The 22,888-nt window shown below is 64.9% G+C and carries 17 protein-coding genes and 1 other RNA gene; 11 read left to right on the top strand and 7 right to left on the bottom strand.

The genetic code is table 11. From position 1 onward, the window contains the following. Nucleotides 1-7 precede the first annotated feature (7 nt). Nucleotides 8-2,407: a xanthine dehydrogenase molybdopterin binding subunit gene (xdhB, locus tag NGM28_RS19740; RefSeq protein WP_252091178.1), complete on the bottom strand. Its 2,400-nt coding sequence runs from the start codon at nt 2,405-2,407 to the stop codon at nt 8-10. Further along, nucleotides 2,400-3,854 carry a xanthine dehydrogenase small subunit gene (xdhA, locus tag NGM28_RS19745; protein ID WP_252091179.1) on the bottom strand — a complete coding sequence of 485 codons (1,455 nt, stop codon included), beginning with the start codon at nt 3,852-3,854 and terminating at the stop codon, nt 2,400-2,402. The genes xdhB and xdhA overlap by 8 nt, the downstream gene beginning before the upstream one ends. 271 nt (nt 3,855-4,125) lie before the next feature. On the opposite strand from xdhA, the gene NGM28_RS19750 reads away from it, so the two are divergent. From NGM28_RS19750 to NGM28_RS19780, 7 genes are all read left to right on the top strand, one after another. Further along, on the top strand, nt 4,126-4,785 hold the full coding sequence (locus NGM28_RS19750; protein WP_252091180.1) for a GntR family transcriptional regulator: 660 nt from the start codon (nt 4,126-4,128) through the stop codon (nt 4,783-4,785). Nucleotides 4,786-4,788: 3 nt separating this feature from the next. After that, the gene (gene smc / locus NGM28_RS19755; protein WP_252091181.1) at nt 4,789-8,277 is read left to right on the top strand and encodes a chromosome segregation protein SMC; all 3,489 of its coding nucleotides are present in this window, start codon (nt 4,789-4,791) and stop codon (nt 8,275-8,277) included. Nucleotides 8,278-8,482: 205 nt separating this feature from the next. Further along, on the top strand, nt 8,483-9,367 hold the full coding sequence (gene zipA / locus NGM28_RS19760; protein ID WP_240065668.1) for a cell division protein ZipA: 885 nt from the start codon (nt 8,483-8,485) through the stop codon (nt 9,365-9,367). 100 nt (nt 9,368-9,467) lie between these two features. After that, the gene (gene ligA, locus NGM28_RS19765) at nt 9,468-11,822 is read left to right on the top strand and encodes an NAD-dependent DNA ligase LigA (protein WP_252091182.1); all 2,355 of its coding nucleotides are present in this window, start codon (nt 9,468-9,470) and stop codon (nt 11,820-11,822) included. A gap of 230 nt (nt 11,823-12,052) precedes the next feature. Further along, an RNA gene (gene ffs, locus NGM28_RS19770) (signal recognition particle sRNA small type) lies at nt 12,053-12,149 on the top strand. A 150-nt stretch (nt 12,150-12,299) separates the two neighbouring features. Then, nucleotides 12,300-12,689: a hypothetical protein gene (locus NGM28_RS19775; RefSeq protein ID WP_240065670.1), complete on the top strand. Its 390-nt coding sequence runs from the start codon at nt 12,300-12,302 to the stop codon at nt 12,687-12,689. A gap of 31 nt (nt 12,690-12,720) precedes the next feature. Next, nucleotides 12,721-14,670, top strand: coding sequence for a DEAD/DEAH box helicase (locus NGM28_RS19780; RefSeq protein ID WP_252091183.1), 1,950 nt, complete (start codon nt 12,721-12,723; stop codon nt 14,668-14,670). Between the two features lie 82 nt (nt 14,671-14,752). On the opposite strand, the gene NGM28_RS19785 is transcribed toward NGM28_RS19780, so the two are convergent. After that, nucleotides 14,753-15,148, bottom strand: coding sequence for a helix-turn-helix domain-containing protein (locus NGM28_RS19785; RefSeq protein ID WP_252091184.1), 396 nt, complete (start codon nt 15,146-15,148; stop codon nt 14,753-14,755). A gap of 84 nt (nt 15,149-15,232) precedes the next feature. On the opposite strand from NGM28_RS19785, the gene NGM28_RS19790 reads away from it, so the two are divergent. Then, nucleotides 15,233-15,727 (top strand): DUF2938 domain-containing protein, encoded by a 495-nt coding sequence (locus tag NGM28_RS19790; RefSeq protein ID WP_252091185.1) that lies wholly within the window; start codon nt 15,233-15,235, stop codon nt 15,725-15,727. Here the strand turns inward: NGM28_RS19790 and NGM28_RS19795 are convergent. Further along, nucleotides 15,724-16,494 (bottom strand): substrate-binding periplasmic protein, encoded by a 771-nt coding sequence (locus tag NGM28_RS19795; RefSeq protein ID WP_240065674.1) that lies wholly within the window; start codon nt 16,492-16,494, stop codon nt 15,724-15,726. The two genes, NGM28_RS19790 and NGM28_RS19795, sit on opposite strands and share 4 nt — an antisense overlap. A gap of 132 nt (nt 16,495-16,626) precedes the next feature. Between NGM28_RS19795 and dnaX the strand changes: the two genes are divergently transcribed. The 3 genes from dnaX (at nt 16,627) to recR (ending at nt 19,761) form a co-directional block, all read left to right on the top strand. Next, nucleotides 16,627-18,669 carry a DNA polymerase III subunit gamma/tau gene (gene dnaX / locus NGM28_RS19800; protein WP_240065675.1) on the top strand — a complete coding sequence of 681 codons (2,043 nt, stop codon included), beginning with the start codon at nt 16,627-16,629 and terminating at the stop codon, nt 18,667-18,669. A gap of 65 nt (nt 18,670-18,734) precedes the next feature. Beyond that, a complete protein-coding gene (locus NGM28_RS19805) occupies nt 18,735-19,070 on the top strand; it encodes a YbaB/EbfC family nucleoid-associated protein (RefSeq protein WP_023632783.1) in 336 nt (111 codons plus the stop codon). Nucleotides 19,071-19,158: 88 nt separating this feature from the next. Further along, nucleotides 19,159-19,761 (top strand): recombination mediator RecR, encoded by a 603-nt coding sequence (gene recR / locus NGM28_RS19810; protein WP_252091186.1) that lies wholly within the window; start codon nt 19,159-19,161, stop codon nt 19,759-19,761. 79 nt (nt 19,762-19,840) lie between these two features. On the opposite strand, the gene NGM28_RS19815 is transcribed toward recR, so the two are convergent. The 3 genes from NGM28_RS19815 to hemN form a co-directional block, all read right to left on the bottom strand. After that, nucleotides 19,841-20,389: an adenine phosphoribosyltransferase gene (locus NGM28_RS19815; RefSeq protein WP_240065677.1), complete on the bottom strand. Its 549-nt coding sequence runs from the start codon at nt 20,387-20,389 to the stop codon at nt 19,841-19,843. A gap of 52 nt (nt 20,390-20,441) precedes the next feature. After that, the gene (gene fnrA, locus NGM28_RS19820; RefSeq protein WP_011533044.1) at nt 20,442-21,176 is read right to left on the bottom strand and encodes a Crp/Fnr family transcriptional regulator FnrA; all 735 of its coding nucleotides are present in this window, start codon (nt 21,174-21,176) and stop codon (nt 20,442-20,444) included. Nucleotides 21,177-21,363: 187 nt separating this feature from the next. Then, entirely contained in the window at nt 21,364-22,746 is a 1,383-nt protein-coding gene (gene hemN, locus NGM28_RS19825) for an oxygen-independent coproporphyrinogen III oxidase (RefSeq protein ID WP_240065678.1), read from the bottom strand. Nucleotides 22,747-22,888: the final 142 nt, after the last annotated feature.

Genomic DNA, 22,888 nt, shown 5'->3' on the forward strand with positions numbered 1-22,888 from the left:
CCGAACCTCAGTGAGTAACGCTTTCAAGTTCCTGCTCGGCAGGCTGCGCGGCGGCCACTGCCTTGCGCATCTGCTCGCAGCCCCACAGCACCCGCTCCGGCGTCGACGGTGCGTCGATGTCCGGCTGTACGCGGTAGTCGGCGATGCTCGCCACGGCGTCCTTGATCGCGCACCAGGCAGCGATGCCCAGCATGAACGGCGGCTCGCCCACGGCCTTGGAGTGGAACACGGTGTCCTCGGGGTTCTTGCGGTTCTCCACCAGCTTCACGCGCATGTCCACCGGCATGTCGGCGATGGCCGGGATCTTGTAGCTGGCCGGGCCGTTGGTCATCAGCTTGCCCTTGTTGTTCCACACCAGCTCTTCGGTGGTCAGCCAACCCATGCCCTGGACGAAGCCGCCTTCCACCTGGCCAATGTCGATGGCCGGGTTCAGCGAATCACCGACATCGTGCAGGATGTCGGCGCGCAGCATCTTGTACTCGCCGGTCAGGGTGTCGACGATCACCTCCACGCAAGCGGCGCCGAAGGCGAAGTAATAGAACGGCCGGCCACGGGCCTGGGAGCGGTCGTAGAAGATCTTCGGCGTGCGGTAGAAGCCGGTGGTCGACAGCGATACCTGGGCGAAGTACGCCTGCTGCACCAGTTGCTCGAAGCTGACGATCTGGTCGCGCATGCGCACATGGCCATTGCGGAACTCGACGTCTTCCTCGGTCACGTTGTAGTGCCGCGCGGCGAACTCGGTCAGGCGCTTCTTCAGGATCTCGGCGGCATTCTGCGCGGCCTTGCCGTTCAGGTCGGCACCGCTGGAAGCAGCGGTCGGCGAGGTGTTGGGCACCTTGTCGGTATTGGTGGCGGTGATCTGGATACGGTTGAAATCGACCTGGAACACCTGCGCCACCACCTGCGCGACCTTGGTGTTCAGGCCCTGGCCCATCTCGGTGCCGCCGTGGTTGAGGTGGATGCTGCCGTCGGTATAGATGTGGATCAGCGCACCGGCCTGGTTGAGGAAGGTGGCGGTGAACGAGATGCCGAACTTTACCGGGGTCAGCGCCAGGCCTTTTTTCAGTACCGGGCTGTTGGCGTTGAAGCGGCGGATCGATTCGCGGCGCTCGTGGTAGTCGCTGCTGGCCTCGATCTCGGCGGTCATCTCTTCGAGCATGTTGTGCTCGACGGTCTGGTAGTAATGGGTGACGTTGCGTTCGGTCTTGCCGTAGTAGTTGGCCTTGCGCACGGCCAGCGGGTCGAGCGCCAGGTGGCGGGCGATATGGTCCATCACCTGTTCGATGGCGACCATGCCCTGCGGGCCGCCGAAACCGCGGTAGGCGGTGTTGGAGGCGGTGTTGGTCTTGCAGCGGTGGCCATGCACCGTGGCGTCGCCCAGGTAATAGGCGTTGTCGGAGTGGAACATGGCGCGGTCGACGATCGAGCCGGACAGGTCGGGCGAGTAGCCGCAGTTGCCAGCCAGGTCGAAGTTGATCCCGTGCAGGCGGCCGTTGTCGTCGAAGCCGACGTCGTATTCCACGTAGAACGGGTGGCGCTTGCCGGTCATCATCATGTCTTCGACGCGGGGCAAGCGCATCTTGGTCGGCTGGCCGGTCAGACGCGCGATCACCGCGCACAGGCAGGCGGGGCTGGCGGCCTGGGTTTCCTTGCCGCCGAAGCCGCCGCCCATGCGGCGCATGTCGACGACGATCTTGTGCATGGGCACGTCGAGCACCTCGGCGACCAGCTTCTGTACCTCGGTGGGGTTCTGCGTGGAGCAGTAGACGATCATGCCGCCGTCTTCGCTGGGCATCACCGAACTAATCTGGGTTTCCAGGTAGAAGTGTTCCTGGCCGCCGATGTGCAGGCTGCCCTGGATACGGTGCGGTGCACTGGCCAGGGCCGCAGCCGAATCGCCGCGCTGGTGGGTGTGGCTGTCGAGCACGAAATGCTTCTTGCGCAGTGCCTCGACCACGTCCAGCACCGGTTCCAGGTCTTCGTACTCGACGATCGCCGCCATCGCCGCGCGGCGGGCGGTGTCCAGGTCGCGGGCGGCCACGGCGAGCACCGGCTGGCCGAAGAACTCGACCTTGTCGATGGCCAGCAGCGGATCACCTGCGACCACCGGGCCGATATCCTTCAGCCCCGGGATGTCCTCGTGGGTGATGGCGATGCGCACACCCTCGAACTGGTAGCAGGGCGTGGTGTCGATGCGCAGGATGCGCGCATGGGCACGGTCCGCGGTGCGCGCGTAGACGTGCAACTGGTTGGGGAATTCCAGGCGGTCGTCGATGTACACCGCCTCGCCCGCCACGTGCTTGTCGGCGCTGTCGTGCTTGAGGCTGCGGCCGACCCCGGTGGTCAGGTCCTGGCTGAACAGTGCGGCCATCTCGGCCTGGCTCTTGACGGCGTGATGGTTAGACATAGGCGGTCACCCGGGTTTCGATGTGCGGCGATTGCAGTTCGATGAAGTATTTGCGCAGCAGGTTCTGCGCGGTCAGCAGGCGGTACTCGCGGCTGGCGCGGAAGTCGCTGAGCGGGGTGAAGTCCTCGGCCAGGGCCTGGCAGGCGCGCTCGACGCTGGCCTGGCTCCAGGGTTTGCCGCGCAGGGCGGCTTCGCAGGCGCGGGCGCGCTTGGGGATCGCCGCCATGCCGCCGAAGGCGATGCGCACACCGCTGACCACACCGTTCTCGATGCTCAGGTTGAACGCCGCGCAGACTGCGGAAATATCGTCGTCCAGGCGCTTGGACACTTTGTAGGCGCGGAACGTCCAGTCGTTGCTGGCGCGCGGCACGATGATCTTCTCGATGAACTCGCTGTCCTGGCGCGCGGTGATGCGGTAGTCGATGAAGTAGTCTTCCAGGGCCAGGGTGCGCTGGCGCTCGCCCTGGCGCAGGACGATCTGCGCGTCCAGGGCGATCAGCAGGGGCGGCGAGTCGCCGATCGGCGAGGCGTTGCCGATGTTGCCGCCCAGGGTGCCCTGGTTGCGGATCTGCAGCGAGGCGAAGCGGTGCAACAGGTCGCCGAAGTCGGGGTATTCCTCGTTGAGCGCGGTGTAGCAGTCGGTCAGCGGGGTGGCGGCGCCGATCTCCAGGTGGGTGGCGGTCTTGTCGATGCGCTTGAGCTCGGCGACATGGCCGACATAGATCATCACTGGCAAGGTGCGGTGGAACTGGGTGACCTCCAGCGCCAGGTCGGTGCCGCCGGCCAGCAGGCGCGCCTCGGGGTGCGAGCTGTAGAGGTCGGCCAGGTCGGCCACGGTCAGCGGTACCAGGCAGCGTTTGTCGCCGCTGTTGAGTTCGCCGGTGTGTTGCGGGGCGATGGCCTTGAGGCGGGCGATGGTCTGCGCCTGTTGCGCGTCGAACTGATCGCGGCAGGGCTGGGCGCAGCTCTGCTCGGCGGCGGCGAGGATCGGCCGGTAGCCGGTGCAGCGGCACAGGTTGCCGGCCAGGGCTTCCTGGGCCTGGTGCAAGTCGTGCCCTTCACTGTTCTTTTGCAGGGCGAACAGCGACATGACGAAACCGGGGGTGCAGAAGCCGCACTGCGAGCCATGGCAATCGGCCATGGCTTTCTGCACGCTGTGCAGCTCGCCCTGGTGCTTGAGGCCTTCGACGCTGATCAGTTGCTTGCCATGCAGGGAGGAGACGAACGTCAGGCACGAGTTGAGGCTGCGGTAGCGGATGCTGTCGCCGCCCTGCGGGGCCTGGACGAGTTCGCCCACGACCACGGTGCAGGCGCCGCAGTCGCCGCTGGCGCAGCCTTCCTTGGTGCCGGGTTTGCCCAGGTGCTCGCGCAGGTATTGCAGCACCGTCATGTTCGGGTCCAGGGCATGCTCGCTGTGCAGCTCCTGGTTGACGAGAAACTGGATCACGGGGGAGGGCCTCGCAGTGATTTTATTGTTGTTCGGGCGGACTCTAAGCAACCCCTGACCTTGTGGTCAATAATTTTCTGACCTTTGGGTCAAGATTTTGCCCAGGCAACGCCGAACGACCTCGATGAGCCTTTCCCCAAGCATAGTTCGCGCCGGCCATGGCGGCTGACCGACAAGTCGCACAAAGCCCCATGTTCCGCTGCGCGCAGGCCCGGCAAGTGCGCTACAATCGCGCCCTTGTGCACAGCTATCCAGATTGCGAAGGAAAACCATGACGTTCAAGGCGCCGGACAGCCTCTCCGAGCAAATTGCCCACTACCTGGCCGAGCGGATCATCCGCGGCGAACTTGCGCCCGGCGAGCGCATCCAGGAGCTGAAGGTCACCCAGGCGTTGAATGTCAGCCGTGGCTCGGTACGCGAGGCGTTGCTCATTCTCGAGCGCCGCCACCTGGTGGCGATCCTGCCGCGCCGTGGCGCCCATGTGACCGAACTGGACGAGAACAGCGTACGCAGCCTGTGCGAGCTGATGGGCGAGTTCTATATCCTGCTGGGCAACGCCGTTGCCCAGCATTGGCGCACCGAAAGCGACCTGCGCCCGTTCCTGGACATCCAGCAGCGCCTGCAGCAGGCCCATGCCGGTCGCGACATCAAAACGTTCGTCGCCGACAGCTTCGCGGTGATGCGCGCCGCCTACCCGTTCGCCAACAACCCCTACCTGCAGGAGACCGTCGAGAACCTGCAGCCGGCCATGAGCCGCGCCTACTATCTCGCCCTCGACCAGCGCCAGGCCAACATGGTCGACTACCTCGACCTGTTCGCCAGCCTGCTCGGTGCCGTGGTCGCCCGTGATCTGCCGCGCATCCGCGAGGTGCTCACCGCGTATTGCCAGCGCAGTTGCGAGCTGGTGCTGGCGGCGCTGGCGCGGACCTGACCGATGCGCCTGAAGTGCATTCGCCTGGCCGGGTTCAAGTCGTTCGTCGACCCGACCACGGTCAACTTCCCCAGCAACATGGCGGCGGTGGTCGGCCCCAACGGTTGCGGCAAATCGAACATCATCGACGCGGTGCGCTGGGTGATGGGCGAGAGTTCGGCGAAGAACCTGCGTGGTGAGTCGATGACTGACGTCATCTTCAACGGCTCCACCAGCCGCAAGCCAGTCAGCCAGGCCAGCATCGAGCTGGTGTTCGACAACAGCGACAATACGCTGGTGGGCGAATACGCCGCCTACGCCGAGATTTCCATCCGCCGCAAGGTCACCCGCGACGGGCAGAACACCTACTTCCTCAACGGCGCCAAATGCCGGCGCCGCGACATCACCGACATCTTCCTCGGCACCGGCCTGGGGCCGCGCAGCTACTCGATCATCGAGCAGGGCATGATCAGCAAGCTGATCGAAGCCAAGCCCGAGGAGTTGCGCAATTTCATCGAGGAGGCAGCGGGCATCTCCAAGTACAAGGAGCGCCGCCGCGAAACCGAAAACCGCATCCGCCGCACACAAGAGAACCTGGCGCGGCTGACCGACCTGCGCGAAGAGCTCGAACGCCAGCTCGAACGCCTGCACCGCCAGGCCCAGGCCGCCGAAAAGTACCGCGAGTACAAGGCCCAGGAGCGCCAGCTCAAGGCCTGCCTGTCAGCGCTGCGCTGGCGTGACCTGGATGAGCGCGTGCGCCAGCGCGAGACGGTCATCGGCGACCAGGAGATTGCCTTCGAGGCGCTGGTGGCCGAGCAGCGCAACGCCGATGCCAGCATCGAGCGCCTGCGCGACGGTCACCATGAGCTGTCCGAGCGTTTCAACCAGGTGCAGGGGCGCTTCTATTCGGTGGCCGGCGATATCGCCCGGGTCGAGCAGAGCATCCAGCACGGGCAGCAACGCCTGCGCCAACTGCAGGACGACCTGAAGGAAGCCGAACGCACCCGCCTGGAGACCGAATCGCACCTGGGCCATGACCGCACGCTGCTGGCCACCCTTGGCGAGGAGCTGGCGATGCTCGCGCCGGAGCAGGAACTCACCCTGGCCGCGGCTGAAGAGGCCGCCGCGACACTCGAGGAAGCCGAGCTGGGCATGCACGGCTGGCAGGAGCAGTGGGACAGCTTCAACACTCGCTCCGCCGAGCCGCGCCGCCAGGCTGAAGTGCAGCAGGCGCGTCTGGCGCAGCTCGAATCCAGCCTGGAGCGCCTGGCCGAACGCCAGCGCAAGCTGGGCGAGGAACGCGACCAGTTGGGCGCCGACCCGCAGGATGTCGAGATGGCCGACCTCAGCGAGCAGGTGGCCAGCAGTGAATTGCTGCTCGAGGAATTGCAGCTTCAGGAGCGCCAGGTGGTCGAGCAGCTCGACACGGTGCGTGAACAGTTGCAGCAGGCCGGCCAGGCCCAGCAACAGCAGCAGGGCGATCTGCAACGTCTGGGTGGCCGTCTGGCTTCGTTGGAAGCCTTGCAGCAGGCCGCGTTGGAGCCTGGCGCCGATGCTGCCGACTGGTTGCGCGGGCAAGGGCTGGAACTGCGCCCCCGGTTGGCGGAAGGCTTGCGGGTCGAGCCGGGCTGGGAGCTGGCGGTGGAAACGGTGCTGGGCGCCGACCTGCAGGCCGTGCTGCTCGACGATTTCGACAGCCTCGACTTCACCACGCTGGAGCAGGGTGAGCTGCGCCTGTTGCTGGGGGCGGGCGATGGCGCGCGGATCCCGGGCAGCCTGCTGGACAAGGTCGAGGGTCGCACCGACCTGTCGCCCTGGCTCGGCCAGGTCAGGCCGGTGGAAAACCTGGAACAGGCGTTGGCCTTGCGGGGCTCGCTGGGCGATGGCCAGAGCCTGGTCAGCCGCGATGGCTACTGGGTCGGGCGCCATTTCCTGCGTATCAGTCGCGGTGGCGAGGCGCAGGGCGGCGTGCTGGCCCGAGGCCAGGAAATCGAACGCCTTGGCCAGGAACAACTGGAGCAGGAGGCGCTGCTCGAACAGCTGGACGAGCAGTTGCAGCGCCTGCGTGAACAGCAACTCGACCACGAAGACCAGCGCGAGCAATTGCGCCGTCGCAGTCAGGACGAAAGCCGCCAGCATGGCGAGCTCAAGGCCCGGCTGTCTGCCGGCCGGGCCCGTGCCGAACAGCTGGAGCTGCGCCTGCGCAGGCTGCAGGAAGAGCTGTTGGAGGTGCAGGAACAGCGCGCCCTGGAGCATGAGCAGTTGGGTGAGGCGCGGTTGCTGCTGCAAGAATCCCTGGACCTGATGGCCCAGGACACCGAACTGCGCGAACAGTTGATGGCACGCCGAGACACTCTGCGTGAGGGCCTCGACCGCGTTCGCCAGGAGGCCCGTCAGCACAAGGACCATGCCCACCAGCTGGCTGTGCGCATGGGCTCCCTGCGTGCCCAGCACGATTCCACGCGCCAGGCGCTGGAACGCCTGGAACAACAGGCCGCGCGCCTGAGCGAGCGCCAGGAGCAGTTGAACCTGAACCTGGAGGAAGGCGAGGCGCCGCAGGAAGAGCTGCGCCTGAAACTCGAGGAACTGCTCGAGCGGCGCATGAGTGTCGACGAGGAAATGCGCCAGGCCCGCCTGCACATGGACGAAGCCGACCGCGAGCTGCGCGATGCCGAGCGGCGCCGCACCCAGGCCGAACAACAGGCCCAGCTGCTGCGCGGCCAGCTGGAACAGCAACGCCTGGAGTCGCAAGGGCTGGATGTACGCCGCAAGACCTTGCAGGAACAATTGCTGAGCGACGGCTACGATCTTCAGGGCGTGCTCGCGACGCTTGATGCGCAGGCCAGCGAGCAGGGCACCGAACAGGAACTCGAGCAGGTCGAGGCGCGCATCCAGCGTCTCGGGGCGATCAACCTGGCGGCCATCGAGGAGTACGAACAGCAGTCCGAACGCAAGCGTTACCTGGACGCCCAGGACGCCGACCTGGTCGAGGCGCTGGAAACCCTGGAAAACGTCATCCGCAAGATCGACAAGGAAACCCGCAACCGCTTCAAGGATACCTTTGATCAGATAAATGCCGGATTGCAGGCACTTTTCCCAAAAGTTTTCGGTGGCGGCAGCGCTTATCTGGAACTGACGGGCGAAGATCTACTCGATACAGGGGTGACGATCATGGCGCGCCCGCCGGGCAAGAAGAACAGCACCATCCATCTGCTGTCCGGTGGCGAGAAAGCGTTGACCGCCCTCGCGCTGGTGTTCGCCATCTTCAAGTTGAACCCGGCACCGTTCTGCATGCTCGACGAGGTCGATGCGCCGCTGGACGATGCCAACGTGGGGCGCTATGCGCGCCTGGTGAAGGAAATGAGCGAAAGCGTGCAGTTCATCTACATCACCCATAACAAGATCGCCATGGAAATGGCCGATCAATTGATGGGGGTGACCATGCACGAACCAGGCTGTTCACGCCTGGTCGCCGTCGATGTGGAGGAGGCGATGGCCATGGTCGACGCCTGATGAGCGACGATGGGGTGCGAACCTGTAGGCAAAAGCCCCAGCAGGTGCGACAGACGGTGTAAAGTTGCCTTTGGTCGTGCTAGCTTAATGTCACTTGTTTTTTGCGTGGGTAAAACGCCTGTCAGAACATAGAGTTGGCGCCACGTGTTAAAGGCCTTTGAAGCCTTTGTTTTCAAGCATATTTTTTATAGAGGCACGGGATTACATGGAAATCGGTCTGCGCGAGTGGCTGATCCTCATCGGCATCATTGTCATCGCCGGTATTCTTTTCGACGGCTGGCGGCGCATGCGCGGCGGCAAGGGCAAGCTGAAATTCCGTCTGGACCGTAGCTACGCGAACGCGCCGGACGACGAAGGCGGCGCCGAGGTGCTTGGCCCTTCGCGGGTGCTGGAGACGCACAAGGAACCTGAGCTGGACGAGTCCGACCTGCCGTCGGTCAGCGCGCCTGTGCGTGAGCGTGAGCGCGAACCCAAGCCGGCCAAGGCCGCCAAGCGCGGCAAGCGCAACCACAGCGAGCCGCAGCAGGGCGACCTGAACCTGGCTGCGCAAGCCCGTGAGCCGGACCTGTTCGCCGACGACAAGGACGATTTTGTCGCCGACAACAATCGTCATGGCGCCGCGGCATCGGCCAGCACGCCGGTCAAAGAGTTGCCACCGGCCGAGGAAGTACTGGTGATCAGCGTCATCTCCCGCGATGAAGGCGGCTTCAAGGGCCCGGCGCTGCTGCAGAACATTCTGGAAAGCGGCCTGCGTTTCGGCGAGATGGACATCTTCCACCGTCACGAGAGCATGGCTGGCCACGGCGAAGTACTGTTCTCCATGGCCAACGCGGTCAAGCCGGGCGTGTTCGACCTGGACGACATCGACCACTTCAGCACCCGTGCGGTGAGCTTCTTCCTGGGCTTGCCCGGCCCGCGTCACCCGAAGCAGGCCTTCGATGTGATGGTCGCCGCCGCCCGCAAACTTGCCCACGAGCTCGACGGTGAGCTCAAGGACGACCAGCGCAGCGTGCTGACCGCCCAGACCATCGAGCACTATCGCCAGCGTATCGTCGAGTTCGAGCGCCGCGCGCTCACGCAGAAACGCTGATGTAACCGAGCGGGTGGGCCTTGCCTCGGCCCACGCCGCGATGATTCAAGCAAAAGAGCAGCCTGGGGCTGCTCTTTTGCTTTGCAAGAGAAGACGAAGAATGAACGCCGAATCCCGAATCCATGCATTGCGCGCCGAACTCGACCAGCACAACTATCGCTACTACGTACTCGACGAGCCGAGTGTGCCCGACGCCGAGTACGATCGCCTGTTCAGCGAGCTCAAGGCGTTGGAGGCCGAGCACCCGCACCTGGTGACCGCCGATTCGCCGACCCAGCGGGTCGGTGGTGCGGCGCTGGCGGCATTCAGCCAGGTGCGCCACGAAATTCCGATGCTTAGCCTGGGTAACGCCTTCGAGGAGGACGACCTGCGCGATTTCGATCGTCGCGTGGTCGAGGGCCTGGACCTGCCGGGCGGTGACCTGTTCGCTGCGCAGGCCGCGGTGGACTACAGCTGCGAACCCAAGCTCGACGGCCTGGCAGTCAGCTTGCTGTACCGCGATGGCCAGCTGGTGCAGGGCGCCACGCGGGGCGATGGAACCACCGGTGAAGACATCAGCACCAATGTGCGCACCGTACGCAACATTCCGCTCAAGTTGCAGGGCGAGGGCTGGCCGGCGGTGCTGGAAGTACGTGGCGAGGTGTACATGAGCAAGGCCGGTTTCGACCGGCTCAACGCGGCCCAGGCCGAAGCCGGCGGCAAGACCTTCGCCAACCCGCGCAACGCCGCGGCCGGCAGCCTGCGCCAGCTGGACTCGAAGATCACCGCCAGCCGTCCTCTGGAGTTCTGCTGCTATGGCGTGGGCCAGGTGTCCGAGCCGTTCGGTGATAGCCATATCGGCATCCTTGAAAAGCTCAAGGCCTGGGGCCTGCCGATCAGCCGCGAGCTCAGGCACGCTGCCGGTATCGAAGAATGCCTGGCTTACTACCGTGACATCGGCGCGCGCCGCAACGACCTGCCCTATGAGATCGACGGCGTGGTGTTCAAGGTCAACAGCCTGGCGTCGCAGCGTGAACTGGGCTTCCGTGCCCGCGAGCCACGCTGGGCGATCGCCCACAAGTTCCCGGCCATGGAAGAGCTCACCGAGGTGCTCGACGTCGAGTTCCAGGTCGGCCGCACTGGCGCGGTCACGCCCGTAGCGCGTCTCAAACCGGTCAAAGTGGCGGGTGTGATGGTCTCCAACGCCACCTTGCACAACATGGATGAGATCGCACGTCTGGGTTTGCGCATCGGTGATACGGTGATCATCCGCCGCGCCGGCGATGTGATTCCGCAGGTGATGCAGGTGGTGCTCGACCGCCGTCCGGAAAATGCCCGCCCGGTAGAAGTGCCCAGCGAATGCCCGGTATGTGGCTCGCAGGTCGAGCGCACGCAGTTGGTCAAGCGTAGCAAGGGCAAGGAAACCATCAGCGAGGGTGCTGTGTATCGCTGTGTCGGTCGCCTGAGCTGCGCCGCTCAGCTCAAGCAGGCGATCATTCATTATGTGTCGCGTCGCGCCATGGACATCGACGGGCTGGGCGAGAAGAGTGTCGAGCAGTTGGTCGATGAAGGCCTGATCCGTTCGCCCGCTGATCTTTACAAGCTTGAATTCGAACAGGTGGTCGCGCTCGAAGGTTTCGCCGAGGTGTCCAGCCGCAAGCTGCTGGAGGCCATCGAGGCCAGCAAGCGCCCGAGCCTGGCCCGCTTCATCTACGCCCTGGGCATCCCCGATGTGGGCGAGGAAACCGCCAAGGTGCTGGCCCGCTCGCTGGGCAGCCTGGCGCGGGTGCAGGTGGCGCTGCCGCAGGTGCTCACCTACCTGCCGGACATAGGCCTGGAGGTCGCCCACGAGATCCACAACTTCTTCGAGGACGCGCACAACTGCGACGTCATCGCGCAACTGCTGGCCAGTGGCATGCAGTTGCAGGAGGAGGGCGAACTGGGCGCCGAGTTCGCCGCCAGCACCACGCTCGCCGGCATGCTGGCCAAGCTCGACATTCCCTCGGTCGGCCCCACCGGCGCGGAAAAGCTGGTGGACAAGCTGGGTACCCTGGACAAGATCATCGCCGCCGACGGCATCGACCTGCGTCAGGCCCTGAACACCAAGCAGGCAGAAGGCGTGCGCGAGTTCTTCAGGGACGAGGCCAACCAGCTGCTGGCCCGTGCCATCGAGGCCCAGTTGCTGGACTTCGGCATGCACTGGTCCTGCGAGAAGAAGTCCGCCGAGGGCCTGCCCCTGGCCGGCCAGACCTGGGTGTTGACCGGAACCCTGGAACGCATGAGCCGCGATGTCGCCAAGGAGAAGCTGGAAAGCCTGGGCGCCAAGGTGGCCGGGTCGGTGTCCGGCAAGACCCACTGCGTGGTCGCCGGGCCCGGCGCCGGTTCCAAGCTGGCCAAGGCCAACGAGCTGGGGGTCAAGGTGCTGGATGAGGAGCAGTTCGTGGTCTTCATGGCAGACCAAGGCATCGCGCTTTGATCAATCCGTAGGAGCCGGCTTTGCCGGCGAAAGGGCCGGTGCAGGCGCCACAAGGCAACCCTGCGTTGAGCCGTTCGCCGGCAAGGCCGGCTCCTACGGGCGTTGCGCCGTTCCTCACGCCATCACAAGTCCTTGAGAAATGATGGTTTTTTCTCGCTCAAAGGTTGTAACTTCTTCCCGGCGCTGTACAATGGCGCGGCTCGTCACATGGCGAGCCGTCGTGGTGGCCCCATCGGTCCCCCCGCATTGATTACCCGTTAACCTGGTCAGGCCCGGAAGGGAGCAGCCATAGCGGGAACATCGAGTGCCGGGGTGTGGCTGGTGGGGCCGCCTCCATTTTGGGCGCAGGATTTTTCTTCTTCGTCCTCGTTTCATCCCCGCCTTCACATCCGTACACGCCTTTACGCCTGCACAATCCTGCGCGGCGCCTTATCATGCACCCATCGTGTCAGTCCGTTCGGCCAGGAGAGAGCGACCGTGGAACATGTCGACGAGATCACCCGTCACAAGATCCGGGAATGGCAGCTACGCCGCCTGGAGATCAAGGACCAGATGATCGCCCAGCCCGAGCGGGTGTTGGAGCTGTCGCAGGTGCTCGACCAGATGGAAGAGGAGCATGAGCGTATCCTGGGCGAGGCTGCACCGCCTCCCACCGAAGCAAAGCCGGCGCTGGAGCTGCAGGTGAACGTATCGGCGGGCAACGCACGTGATCTTCGCAAGTTGCTGGAACTGGCGCTGCACGAACTCGACAGTGCCCTGGACGAGCAAGCGCCTGGCACCACCTATCCGGGTGAGATGTCGGGCTCGCTGGGTGCCTACCGCTTCGAGCTGGTGATCGGGCAGGGGCCCGATGCCGGCAAGCCCTGAATGATCCTCCGCACCTGGACCGCGAACGACGATGCAACCTGAACACTTCGACTTTTCCCGCCCGGTGTTCCTGCCGATCACCGCTGAGTGCTGCCAGGGTTTGTTGCAGGCCGAGGGGGTACCGGTGCTCGAGGGTTTGAGCGACCCTGAGCTGGCGGCGCTGCTGGTGATCCAGAACCTGGCCCAGGCTTCGGGCAGGGTCGATGCGCTGGCGGCGGAAAAAATCCTCGGCAAGTTGTTGGCGTGGGCTATCGACGGCTCCCACGGCGAAGGTGTCGGGTTGTTGTCGGAGGCGTATCGGTTGTTCGATGCGCGCAAGTTGTACTTCGGGCTCGAGGTGATCAAGGGTTCGAAACTTCACCTGCTCGACGCGCAAGACGTGAAAAGCCGGGAATACCTGCTGGCCGATGGCAAGTGGGACTTCGACTACCGCATTCGCCGGCACCTTCAGGACAACCCGTTCAGCCAGCAAGTGGTCACCGGCTTCGACAAGGAGCGCTGGCTGACCGTAGAACAAGACAAGCTGCTCAAGGTCGTACGCGCCAACCTCGACGAAGACCTGCACGTTCAGGGCTATGCCGGCATCGGCAAGAGTTACCTGCTGGGCGCGCTCATGGACTGCCTGCCGCGTGGCCGGGTGCTGCCCCTGGCGCGCACCCCGGCCAAGCTGGCCACGCTGCGCCAGCGCATGGGCCTGGACGCGCAGGCGAAGGTCGGCATGACCTTTGCCCAGTTTGCCCAGGCGCTGCTCAGGGATCGCGGGCCGGCATCTGCCAGGGCGACCGCGCGAGGGCCGGGCAAGCGCAAGCTGGCCGAGGAGCTGGGGATCCTCGGTGTGCGCCAGTACGACGCCGAGCATGCCTTCGAGATCTGCCTGGAAGTGCTGCACAACTACTGCGAATCACGGGATTACAGCCTGTCGAGCCGGCATCTGCCGTTCTTCCGCCAGGCGCTGTCGAACCTGGATGCCCAGGTGTTGCTCGAGTACGCCAGCCGCCTGTGGCGCTATGTCGAAGCGCATCCGGCGTGGGCGGCGCAGACCGGGTTCGAGGCGTTGTTGCTGATCAAGCGCGCCAGCCTTGCCGGTTGCAGCGTGCCCGGGCGCTTCAGCCACGTCATCATCGATGAAAGCCAGGATCTGCCGGCCGCGCTGTTGCAGGTCATCGAGCGCGGTCGCCAGGTGCTGATCACCCTGGGCGACGAGTATCAAAAGGCTTCGGGGGCGGTGGTCCGGCGCGAGCGCCAGGTACGCCAGAAAGACATCGCTTTCGCCGTGCGTTCCGGGCCCAAGGTCGAGCGCCTGATCAACCCATTGATCGGCATGCATTCGCAGAAGTCTAAGGTAGCTTTCGAGGCGGCGCGCAGTGTGGATGTGGGCATCGAACATTACCCCGAGGGCTTTGTCCCGCCCGAGGGGTGTGTGGTGCTGACCGCCTCACCCTGGGACAGCATGCGTTGGGCGATGGAGATGGCCGAATCGAACTGCCTGCTGAGGTTTCCCGACTGGGCCGACATGCGCCGCTTCATGACCACGGCGGTAGGCCTGTTCCGGGCGGGGTTCTATGCCCCAGGGCAGGATGCCGAGGGCGCGCACCCGTACTTCGCCCATCTGCTCGACTGGCAGCAAGTGCGTGAGGCAGAGCGCTTCGATGCCTCCTTCCGCTGGGTCGAGGCGCGGCTTGAAGCCGGTTACAAGCTGGCCGACCTGACCGTGCTCGCGGCGCGGGTGGCCGATCATCACGCCAGCCTCACCTTGATGATGGCGGAGCAGGCCGGTGGGCTCGAATTCGACCGTGTGCTGCTCACGCCGGAGTTGATGACGACTGATCGCTTCAAGGATGCCTACGCCTTCGATGCGCGGATCTGCGCCGTGTACATCGCGTTGTCGCGGGCGCGCCGGCAGTTGTACCTGCCGTTCGATGTGGAAGAGTGGGTCAATTACCACAAAGGCCAGCCGTTCCGCGAGCTGCACGGCCATTGATGTAGGCGTCGGCTTGCCGGCGAACGGGGCATCACCGGTTTATGGCACCGGCTTTGCCGGTGTTCGCCGGCAAGGCCGGCTCCTACAGGTGTTGGCGTCGTTTGCCCTGGCTGGCCGACACCTTCATCAAGCGCTGGAATGTCGGGCACTGCAAATGGTTCTCCTCCGGGCATGCCGCCGCGTGTCGCAAGCCCTTGCTCATTGCCTGCAGGCGCCTCACTCGCCGGTCGATTTCGGCGGCCTTGGCCAGCAACATCTGCCGGTCGACTTGCTGCTCCACCAGCATCGCCGCCACCTCATCCAGCGAAAACCCGGCCGCCTGGCCCAGGGCGATCAATGCCAGGCGTTCCGGTGTATCGGCCGGGAACTGCCGGCGCTGGCCACGAACCGACAGTGACCTGAGCAAGCCTTTGTTGGCGTAGTAGCGCAGCGTGGACGCCGGCACTCCCGTGCGCCTGGCGACATCGGCGATGTCCATCCCTGACTCCTTGACTTGAAGTTGACTTCAACTTGCATGCTGCGCGGCATGGACTTTTCCGTCAATCCGCCAAGGGTATTCGCCATGACCACCATTCCCCTGACTCTCTCCATCCTGTCGATCGGCATAGGTGCCACGCTGATCATGGACCTGTGGACGTTTGTGCTTCGGCGCCTGGGTATCACCACCTTGAACTACGCCATGATCGGACGCTGGGCGGGGCATCTGTTCGAGGGCCGCTGGCGGCACCCGGCAATCGTCAAGGCGGCCCCGGTCAGCGGTGAGCTGATGTGGGGTTGGCTGATCCACTATGCCACCGGTCTGTTGTTCGCCGGACTGTTGATCGGGATGGCTGGGCAGGGTTGGCTGCTAGATCCGACACTCTGGCCAGCGCTGCTGTTCGGGATCGTTTCGGTGCTGGTGCCGCTGTGCGTGGTCCAGCCGGCACTGGGGGCGGGTTGCTTCGCGGCGAAAACGCCCGCGCCGGTGAAGAGCTGCCTGCGCAGCCTGGCGACGCACAGTGTGTTTGGCCTTGGTCTGTACATGGCGGCGCTCAGCGTGGCCCGGGTGACAGGCTAGTTTCCGTCGCCCTCGGCCAGGTGCCGTTGGGTGCGCTCATCGGTATAGCGCTCGATGATCCGCTCGATCTCCCCGGACTGCTTCAACCGCACCAGGGCCCTGAGCAGCGCCTGGGTTGGCAGTGCCGGGTCGTTGCGCACCATGCAGCCCAGCGCCTGCTCCTGCAGCACGGCCAGACCATGCAGGCGCTGCGCCGCCGGCAACTGGCGATTGAACCACTGCAGCGACAGCTGATTGCTCACGGCATGCCGATAGCGCCCGGCCTGGAGTTTCTGCAGGGCCAGCAGTTGGCTGCGGCTGTCCTCGCGTTGCAAGCGGCCACTGCTGAACAGCGGTTCGAGGGTAGGGTAGGTGTAGCCGAGCACGGTGCCGATGGCCTGGGGCGGCAGGCTTTCCGGGGTGGCCGGGCCACTGTCGCCGGCACGGCCGACCAGCAGGTCGCGTTGTTCGATCAGTGGGACGCTCCACAGGTAGTCGCCTGGGGGCTCGCTCAGCCACTGCGGGGAAACATAGCAACGCACGTCGATATCGCCATTGTGCATGGCCTCTTGCAGGCGCAGGCGGGCCATTACGTGGTACTGCGGGCGCGCGCCGGCTTCCCGGGCCAGGGCCTGGGTCAGGTCGAAGATGATGCCCTCCACCGGTTGCTCCTGCTCGGTGCGCATCAGTGGCATGCTCCAGCTTTCGGCGATGGAAAAGCGCAGCACTGGCTGCTCGGCCAGGCTCTGGGTGGTCCACAACAACAGCAAGGCCAGGACTCGGCGCACGTCGCATCCTCCCTGATCTGTCCGCTCGTGTGCCCGTCACTGAGCTTAGACGAGATCGGCAGGGTGCAATTTCGGCCCCGCTCCGCTAGCATTAGCGCTCTTTCCGCCCGCTCCGGTCACGATGGTTTTTTGATGAGTTATCAGGTTCTTGCACGTAAATGGCGTCCGCGCTCGTTCCGCGAAATGGTCGGCCAGACCCATGTGCTCAAGGCTTTGATCAACGCCCTGGACAACCAGCGCCTGCACCACGCCTACCTGTTCACCGGCACCCGCGGGGTGGGCAAGACCACCATCGCGCGGATCATCGCCAAGTGCCTGAACTGCGAGACCGGTATCACCTCGACACCCTGCGGCACCTGCTCGGTGTGCCGGGAGATCGACGAGGGGCGCTTCGTCGACCTGATCGAGATCGACGCCGCCAGCCGCACCAAGGTCGAAGACACCCGCGAGCTGCTCGACAACGTGCAGTACGCACCAAGCCGCGGGCGTTTCAAGGTCTACCTGATCGACGAAGTGCACATGCTTTCCACGCACTCGTTCAATGCCTTGCTGAAGACGCTGGAAGAGCCGCCGCCCTACGTCAAGTTCATCCTCGCCACCACCGACCCGCAGAAGCTGCCGGCGACCATCCTGTCGCGCTGCCTGCAGTTCTCGCTGAAGAACATGAGCCCGGAGCGGGTGGTCGAGCACCTCAGCCACGTGCTGGGCGCCGAGAACGTGCCGTTCGAGGACGACGCCCTGTGGCTGCTCGGGCGCGCCGCCGATGGCTCCATGCGCGACGCGATGAGCCTGACCGACCAGGCCATCGCCTTCGGCGAGGGCAAGGTGCTGGCCGCCGATGTGCGGGCGATGCTCGGTACGCTCGACCACGGGCAGGTCTATGGCGTGCTCCAGGCGCTGCTGGAGGGCGATGCCCGGGCGCTCCTGGAAGCTGTTCGCGATCTTGCCGAGCAAGGGCCGGACTGGAACGGCGTGCTCTCGGAAATGCTCAACGTGCTGCACCGCGTGGCCATCGCCCAGGCGCTGCCCGAGGCCGTCGACAACGGCCAGGGCGACCGCGATCGCGTGCTGGCCCTGGCCCAGGCGTTGCCGGCTGAGGACGTGCAGTTCTATTACCAGATGGGCCTGATCGGCCGTCGCGACCTGCCGCTGGCGCCAGACCCGCGTGGCGGCTTCGAGATGGTGCTGCTGCGCATGCTGGCGTTCCGCCCGGCCGACAGCGACGATGCGCCGAAACCGGTACTAAAGCCGGTGGGGATCAGCCAGGCCACAGCTGATCCGGCCCAACCGGTGGCAGTGGCGGCCGTTGCTATCGAGGAGCCCGTTGCCAGCCCTGTCGCCCAAATCGTCGAGCAAGCCCCTGCGCCAGTCGAGCGCCAGCCCGAGCCGGTCGTTGAGCCTGTAGTGCAGGCTGCCCCCGCGGTAGCGCCTGAGCCGGTGCCCGAGCCGCAGCCGGTCGAGGAGGTGGTCGACCTGCCTTGGGAAGAGCCTTCCGCGCCTCCGGCCGTCGCGCCAAAACCCGAAGTCATCCAGGCGCCAGCCGCCGAGCCCATCGCCAGCCCGCCAGGCTACGACGAGCCACCGTTCGATCCGGCTGCTTATGGCGCGGTCGGCATGGATCGTGACGACGAGCCGCCGATGGACGAGGAATACTACGTTGCGGACAGCGACCCGGCAGGCTTCAGCTACCTGGACGAGCTGGCCGAACATGTGCAGGAAGAAAAGCCGGTCACCGCCCCGGAACCCCTGCCCGCATCCAAGCCGGCCACTGGTCTGGCCCTGCAATGGCTGGAATTATTCCCACAGTTGCCTGTCTCCGGTATGACAGGCAACATCGCCGCGAACTGTACGCTGATTGCCGCCGACGGTGACGATTGGCTGCTGCACCTGGACCCAGGGCAAGGCGCGCTGTTCAACAGCACGCAACAGCGCCGCCTCAACGACGCGCTCAACCAGCAGCTCGGGCGTGAGATCCGCCTGAAGATCGAGCTGATCCGCCCGGAGCAGGAGACTCCGGCCCAGGCCGCCGCGCGCAAGCGCTCGGAGCGCCAGCACGAGGCCGTGGTGTCGATCGAGCAGGACCCGCTCATCCAGCAGATGATCCGGCAGTTCGGTGCGACGGTAAGGCAGGATACTATTGAGCCTGTGGACGCCCTGGCCAGCCCGGGGCAGTGAACGAATAACCATGCGGCCCGCCCCGTGCCGGGCCGCATCACATGACCCAATCGAGGTATACCCCCATGATGAAAGGTGGCATGGCCGGCCTGATGAAGCAGGCCCAGCAGATGCAGGAAAAGATGCAGAAGATGCAGGAAGAGCTGGCCAACGCCGAAGTCACCGGCCAGTCCGGTGGCGGCCTGGTGAGTGTGGTGATGACCGGTCGCCATGACGTCAAGCGCGTCAGCATCGACCAGAGCCTGATGTCGACTGACGCCGACGACAAGGAAGTGCTCGAGGACCTGATCGCCGCTGCGCTCAACGACGCGGTGCGCAAGATCGAGCAGAGCAGCCAGGAAAAGATGGGCGGCATGACCGCTGGCATGCAACTGCCGCCTGGTTTCAAGATGCCGTTCTGATCGGCCTTTTGCTTCAAATGGGGAGCAACGACCTGTCGGTCGTTGCTCCCTTGTTCATTCTGATTCCTGAATTGGCAGGCCTGCACACATGAGCTTCAGCCCCCTGATCCGCCAACTGATCGACGCCCTGCGCATCCTGCCCGGCGTCGGCCAGAAAACCGCCCAGCGCATGGCCCTGCAACTGCTGGAGCGTGACCGCAGTGGCGGTACGCGCCTGGCCCAGGCCCTGAGCCAGGCCATGGAAGGTGTCGGCCACTGCCGCCAATGCCGCACGCTGACCGAGCAGGAACTGTGCCCGCAGTGCGCCGACCCGCGCCGTGACGACACGCAGCTGTGCGTGGTCGAGGGGCCGGTGGATGTGTATGCGGTGGAACAGACTGGCTATCGTGGCCGTTATTTCGTGCTCAAGGGGCACCTGTCGCCGCTGGATGGCCTGGGGCCGGAGGCTATCGGTATTCCGCAACTGATGTCGCGGATCGAAGAGCAAGGCACCTTCAGCGAGGTGATCCTGGCCACCAACCCGACGGTGGAAGGGGAGGCGACCGCCCACTACATCGCCCAGCTGCTGGTCGAGAAGGGCCTGACCGCTACGCGCATCGCCCATGGCGTGCCGTTGGGTGGGGAACTCGAGCTGGTGGATGGCGGGACGCTGGCCCACGCCTTTGCCGGGCGCAGGCCGATATCGCTTTGAAGCTGCAAGCTTCAAGCGGCAAGTGAAATAGGTCTGCATCGACTTGCTTTTACTTGCAGCTTGCAGCTTGCCGCTGCTTTCAATATTCGCTGAGGGAGAACTCGGTCAGGCAGAAGGTCGGTACCCCGGCCGCCTGCAGTCGGCGCGAGCCCTCCAGCTCCGGCAGGTCAATGATCGCCGCCGCCTCGAATACCTTCGCCCCGGTGCGGCGCACCAGGTTCGCCGCGGCCAGCAGGGTGCCGCCGGTGGCGATCAGGTCATCGAAGATCAGCACCGAATCGCCGTCGCAGAGGCTGTCGGCGTGCACTTCCAGGAAGGCTTCGCCGTACTCGGTCTGGTAACCCTCCGACAATACGTCAGCCGGCAGCTTGCCCTGCTTGCGGAACAGGATCAGCGGCTTGTTCAGCTGGTGGGCGATGATCGAGCCGATCAGGAAGCCTCGCGCGTCCATGGCGCCGATGTGGCTGAAGTCGGCTTCGACATAGCGCTCGATGAACTGGTCGGCGACATAGCGCAGCCCGCGCGGCGACTGGAACAGCGGGGTGATGTCGCGGAAGATCACGCCCGGCTTGGGGAAGTCCACTACCGGGCGGATCAAGGCTTTGAGGTCGAAGGTGTCGCTGTGCATGGGCGGGTATCCTGGAAAAACTCGGCGCCAGTATACCCTGTTCACCGGGCGGTCAGGCTTCGAGTGCGCCACCGGCCAGCGCACACAGCTGGATCGGGTCGAGGATGTGCACTTCCTTGCCCTCGGCCTTGAGCAGGCCGTTCTGCTGGAAGCGGGTGAACACGCGGGACACGGTTTCCACGGCCAGCCCCAGGTAGTTGCCGATCTCGTTGCGCGACATGCTCAGCCGGAACTGGTTGGCCGAGTAGCCACGGGCGCGGAAGCGCGCGGACAGGTTGACCAGGAAGGTGGCGATGCGTTCGTCGGCGGTCTTTTTCGACAGCAGCAGCATCATCTGCTGGTCGTCGCGGATTTCCCGGCTCATCACGCGCATCAGCTGGCGACGCAGCTGCGGTAGCTGGACCGAGAGTTCGTCAAGGCGCTCGAAGGGGATTTCGCACACCGAAGTGGTTTCCTGGGCCTGGGCCGACACTGGATAGGCCTCGGTGTCCATGCCGGACAGGCCGACCAGTTCGCTGGGCAGGTGGAAACCGGTGATCTGCTCTTCGCCCGCATCGCTGAGGCTGAAGGTTTTTAGGGCGCCGGAGCGGACCGCATAGACCGAGCCGAAATTGTCACCCTGGCGGAACAGGAACTCGCCCTTCTTCAGCGGGCGGCCGCGTTTGACGATTTCATCCAGTGCGTCCATGTCTTCCAGGTTCAGGGACAGGGGCAGGCACAGGGGGGCCAGGCTGCAATCCTTGCAGTGGGCCTGGTTGTGTGGGCGCAGTTTTACTGGCTCGGACATTTCTTTCGATCCTTGTGGGAAAGCACACATAAGCCGTAAGGATAACCTGCGGCATGGGCTGTAGGCCAGTGTGCGCATTTTTGGTGCACGCTAGCGACGGACCGGAAGGGGTGTTCCGGCACCGTTCAACTGTCCATAGTGTGCCTCGAAAGGCGGGCTGTCCATGCGGTGAAACGACTCAATACCCTCAGATCACCCGCGAAAAACGCTGGCGATTGTGCAGGGCCAGGTAGCCATCGAATACCATGCACACCGAGCGTACCAGCAGGCGTCCCGCCGGCAGGACGCGGATGCCCTTGGCGTCCAGGCTGATCAGCCCGTCGCGCTGAAGGGTCAGCAGTTCGGGCCACTGATCATTGAAGTAGCCGCGAAAATCGATGGTGAAGGCCTGTTCGATCGGTTCGAAGTCCAGTTCGAAGTGGCAGATCAACTGCTGGATCACCGCCCGGCGCAGGCGGTCGTCCTGGTTGCACAGCAGGCCGCGCTGGGTGGCCAGCTGGGCGCTGGAAAGGGTGTCCTGGTAGGTGTTCAGGTCGCTGCTGTTCTGGCAGTACAGGTCGCCGATCTGGCTGATTGCCGAGACGCCCAGGCCGATCAGGTCGCAATGGCCGTGGGTGGTGTAGCCCTGGAAGTTGCGTTGCAGGGTGCCTTCTTCCTGGGCGATGGCCAGTTCGTCGTCGGGCAGGGCGAAGTGGTCCATGCCGATGTAGCGGTAGCCGGCAGCGGTGAGCTGGTCGATGGTGGCGTGGAGCATTTCCAGCTTGGCGGCCGGTGCCGGCAGGTCGTTGCCGTCGATGCGCCGCTGGGGCATGAAGCGTTCGGGCAGGTGGGCGTAATTGAAAACCGACAGGCGGTCGGGTTGCAGGCGGATCACTTCCTCGACGGTGCGGGCGAAGCCTTCCGGGGTCTGCTTGGGCAGGCCGTAGATCAGGTCCAGGTTGATCGAGCGGAACTGCAGGGTCCGTGCGGCCTCGATCAGGGTGCGGGTCTGCTCCAGGCTCTGCAGGCGGTTGACCGCGCGCTGCACGGCCGGGTCGAGGTCCTGCACCCCAAGGCTGACACGGTTGAAGCCCAGCTCGCGGAGCAGGCCCATGGTCGACCAGTCGGCCTCGCGTGGGTCGATCTCGATGCCATAGTCGCCCGAGTCGTCGTCCAGCAGGTTGAAGTGCTGGCGCAGGGTCGCCATCAGCTGGCGCAGTTCCACGTGGCTGAGGAAGGTCGGGGTGCCGCCGCCGAAGTGCAACTGCTCGACCTGCTGCCTGGGGTCGAGGTGGCAGGCGATCAGCTGGATTTCCTGCTCCAGGCGCTGCAGGTAGGGGGCGGCGCGGGCGCGGTCCTTGGTGATGACCTTGTTGCAGGCGCAGTAGTAGCAGATGTTGGCGCAGAATGGCACGTGCACATACAGCGACAAGGGGCGGGTGGCGCGGCGGCTTTCACGCAGGGCGTGGAGCAGGTCGAACGAGCCCACTTCGCCGTGCAGCTGCACGGCGGTCGGATAGGAGGTGTAGCGTGGCCCGGCCAGATCGTAGCGACGAATCAGGTCGGCGTCCCAGCGTAGGTCGTCGAGCATGTGGGTGGTCCCCGGATAGAGCTGCAGTGTCCGGAGTCTAGGGGCGCAAGCGCTGGGGCGTGTTGATTTGCATCAAGGGCGTTCGCCGGCAAGGCCGGCTCCTCCAAGGGCTGGCGCGGAGCCTGTAGGAGCCGGCCTTGCC

It is taken from the genome of Pseudomonas sp. MWU13-3659 (genome assembly GCF_023757525.1).
In the GTDB taxonomy this organism is placed as follows: domain Bacteria; phylum Pseudomonadota; class Gammaproteobacteria; order Pseudomonadales; family Pseudomonadaceae; genus Aquipseudomonas; species Aquipseudomonas entomophila_E.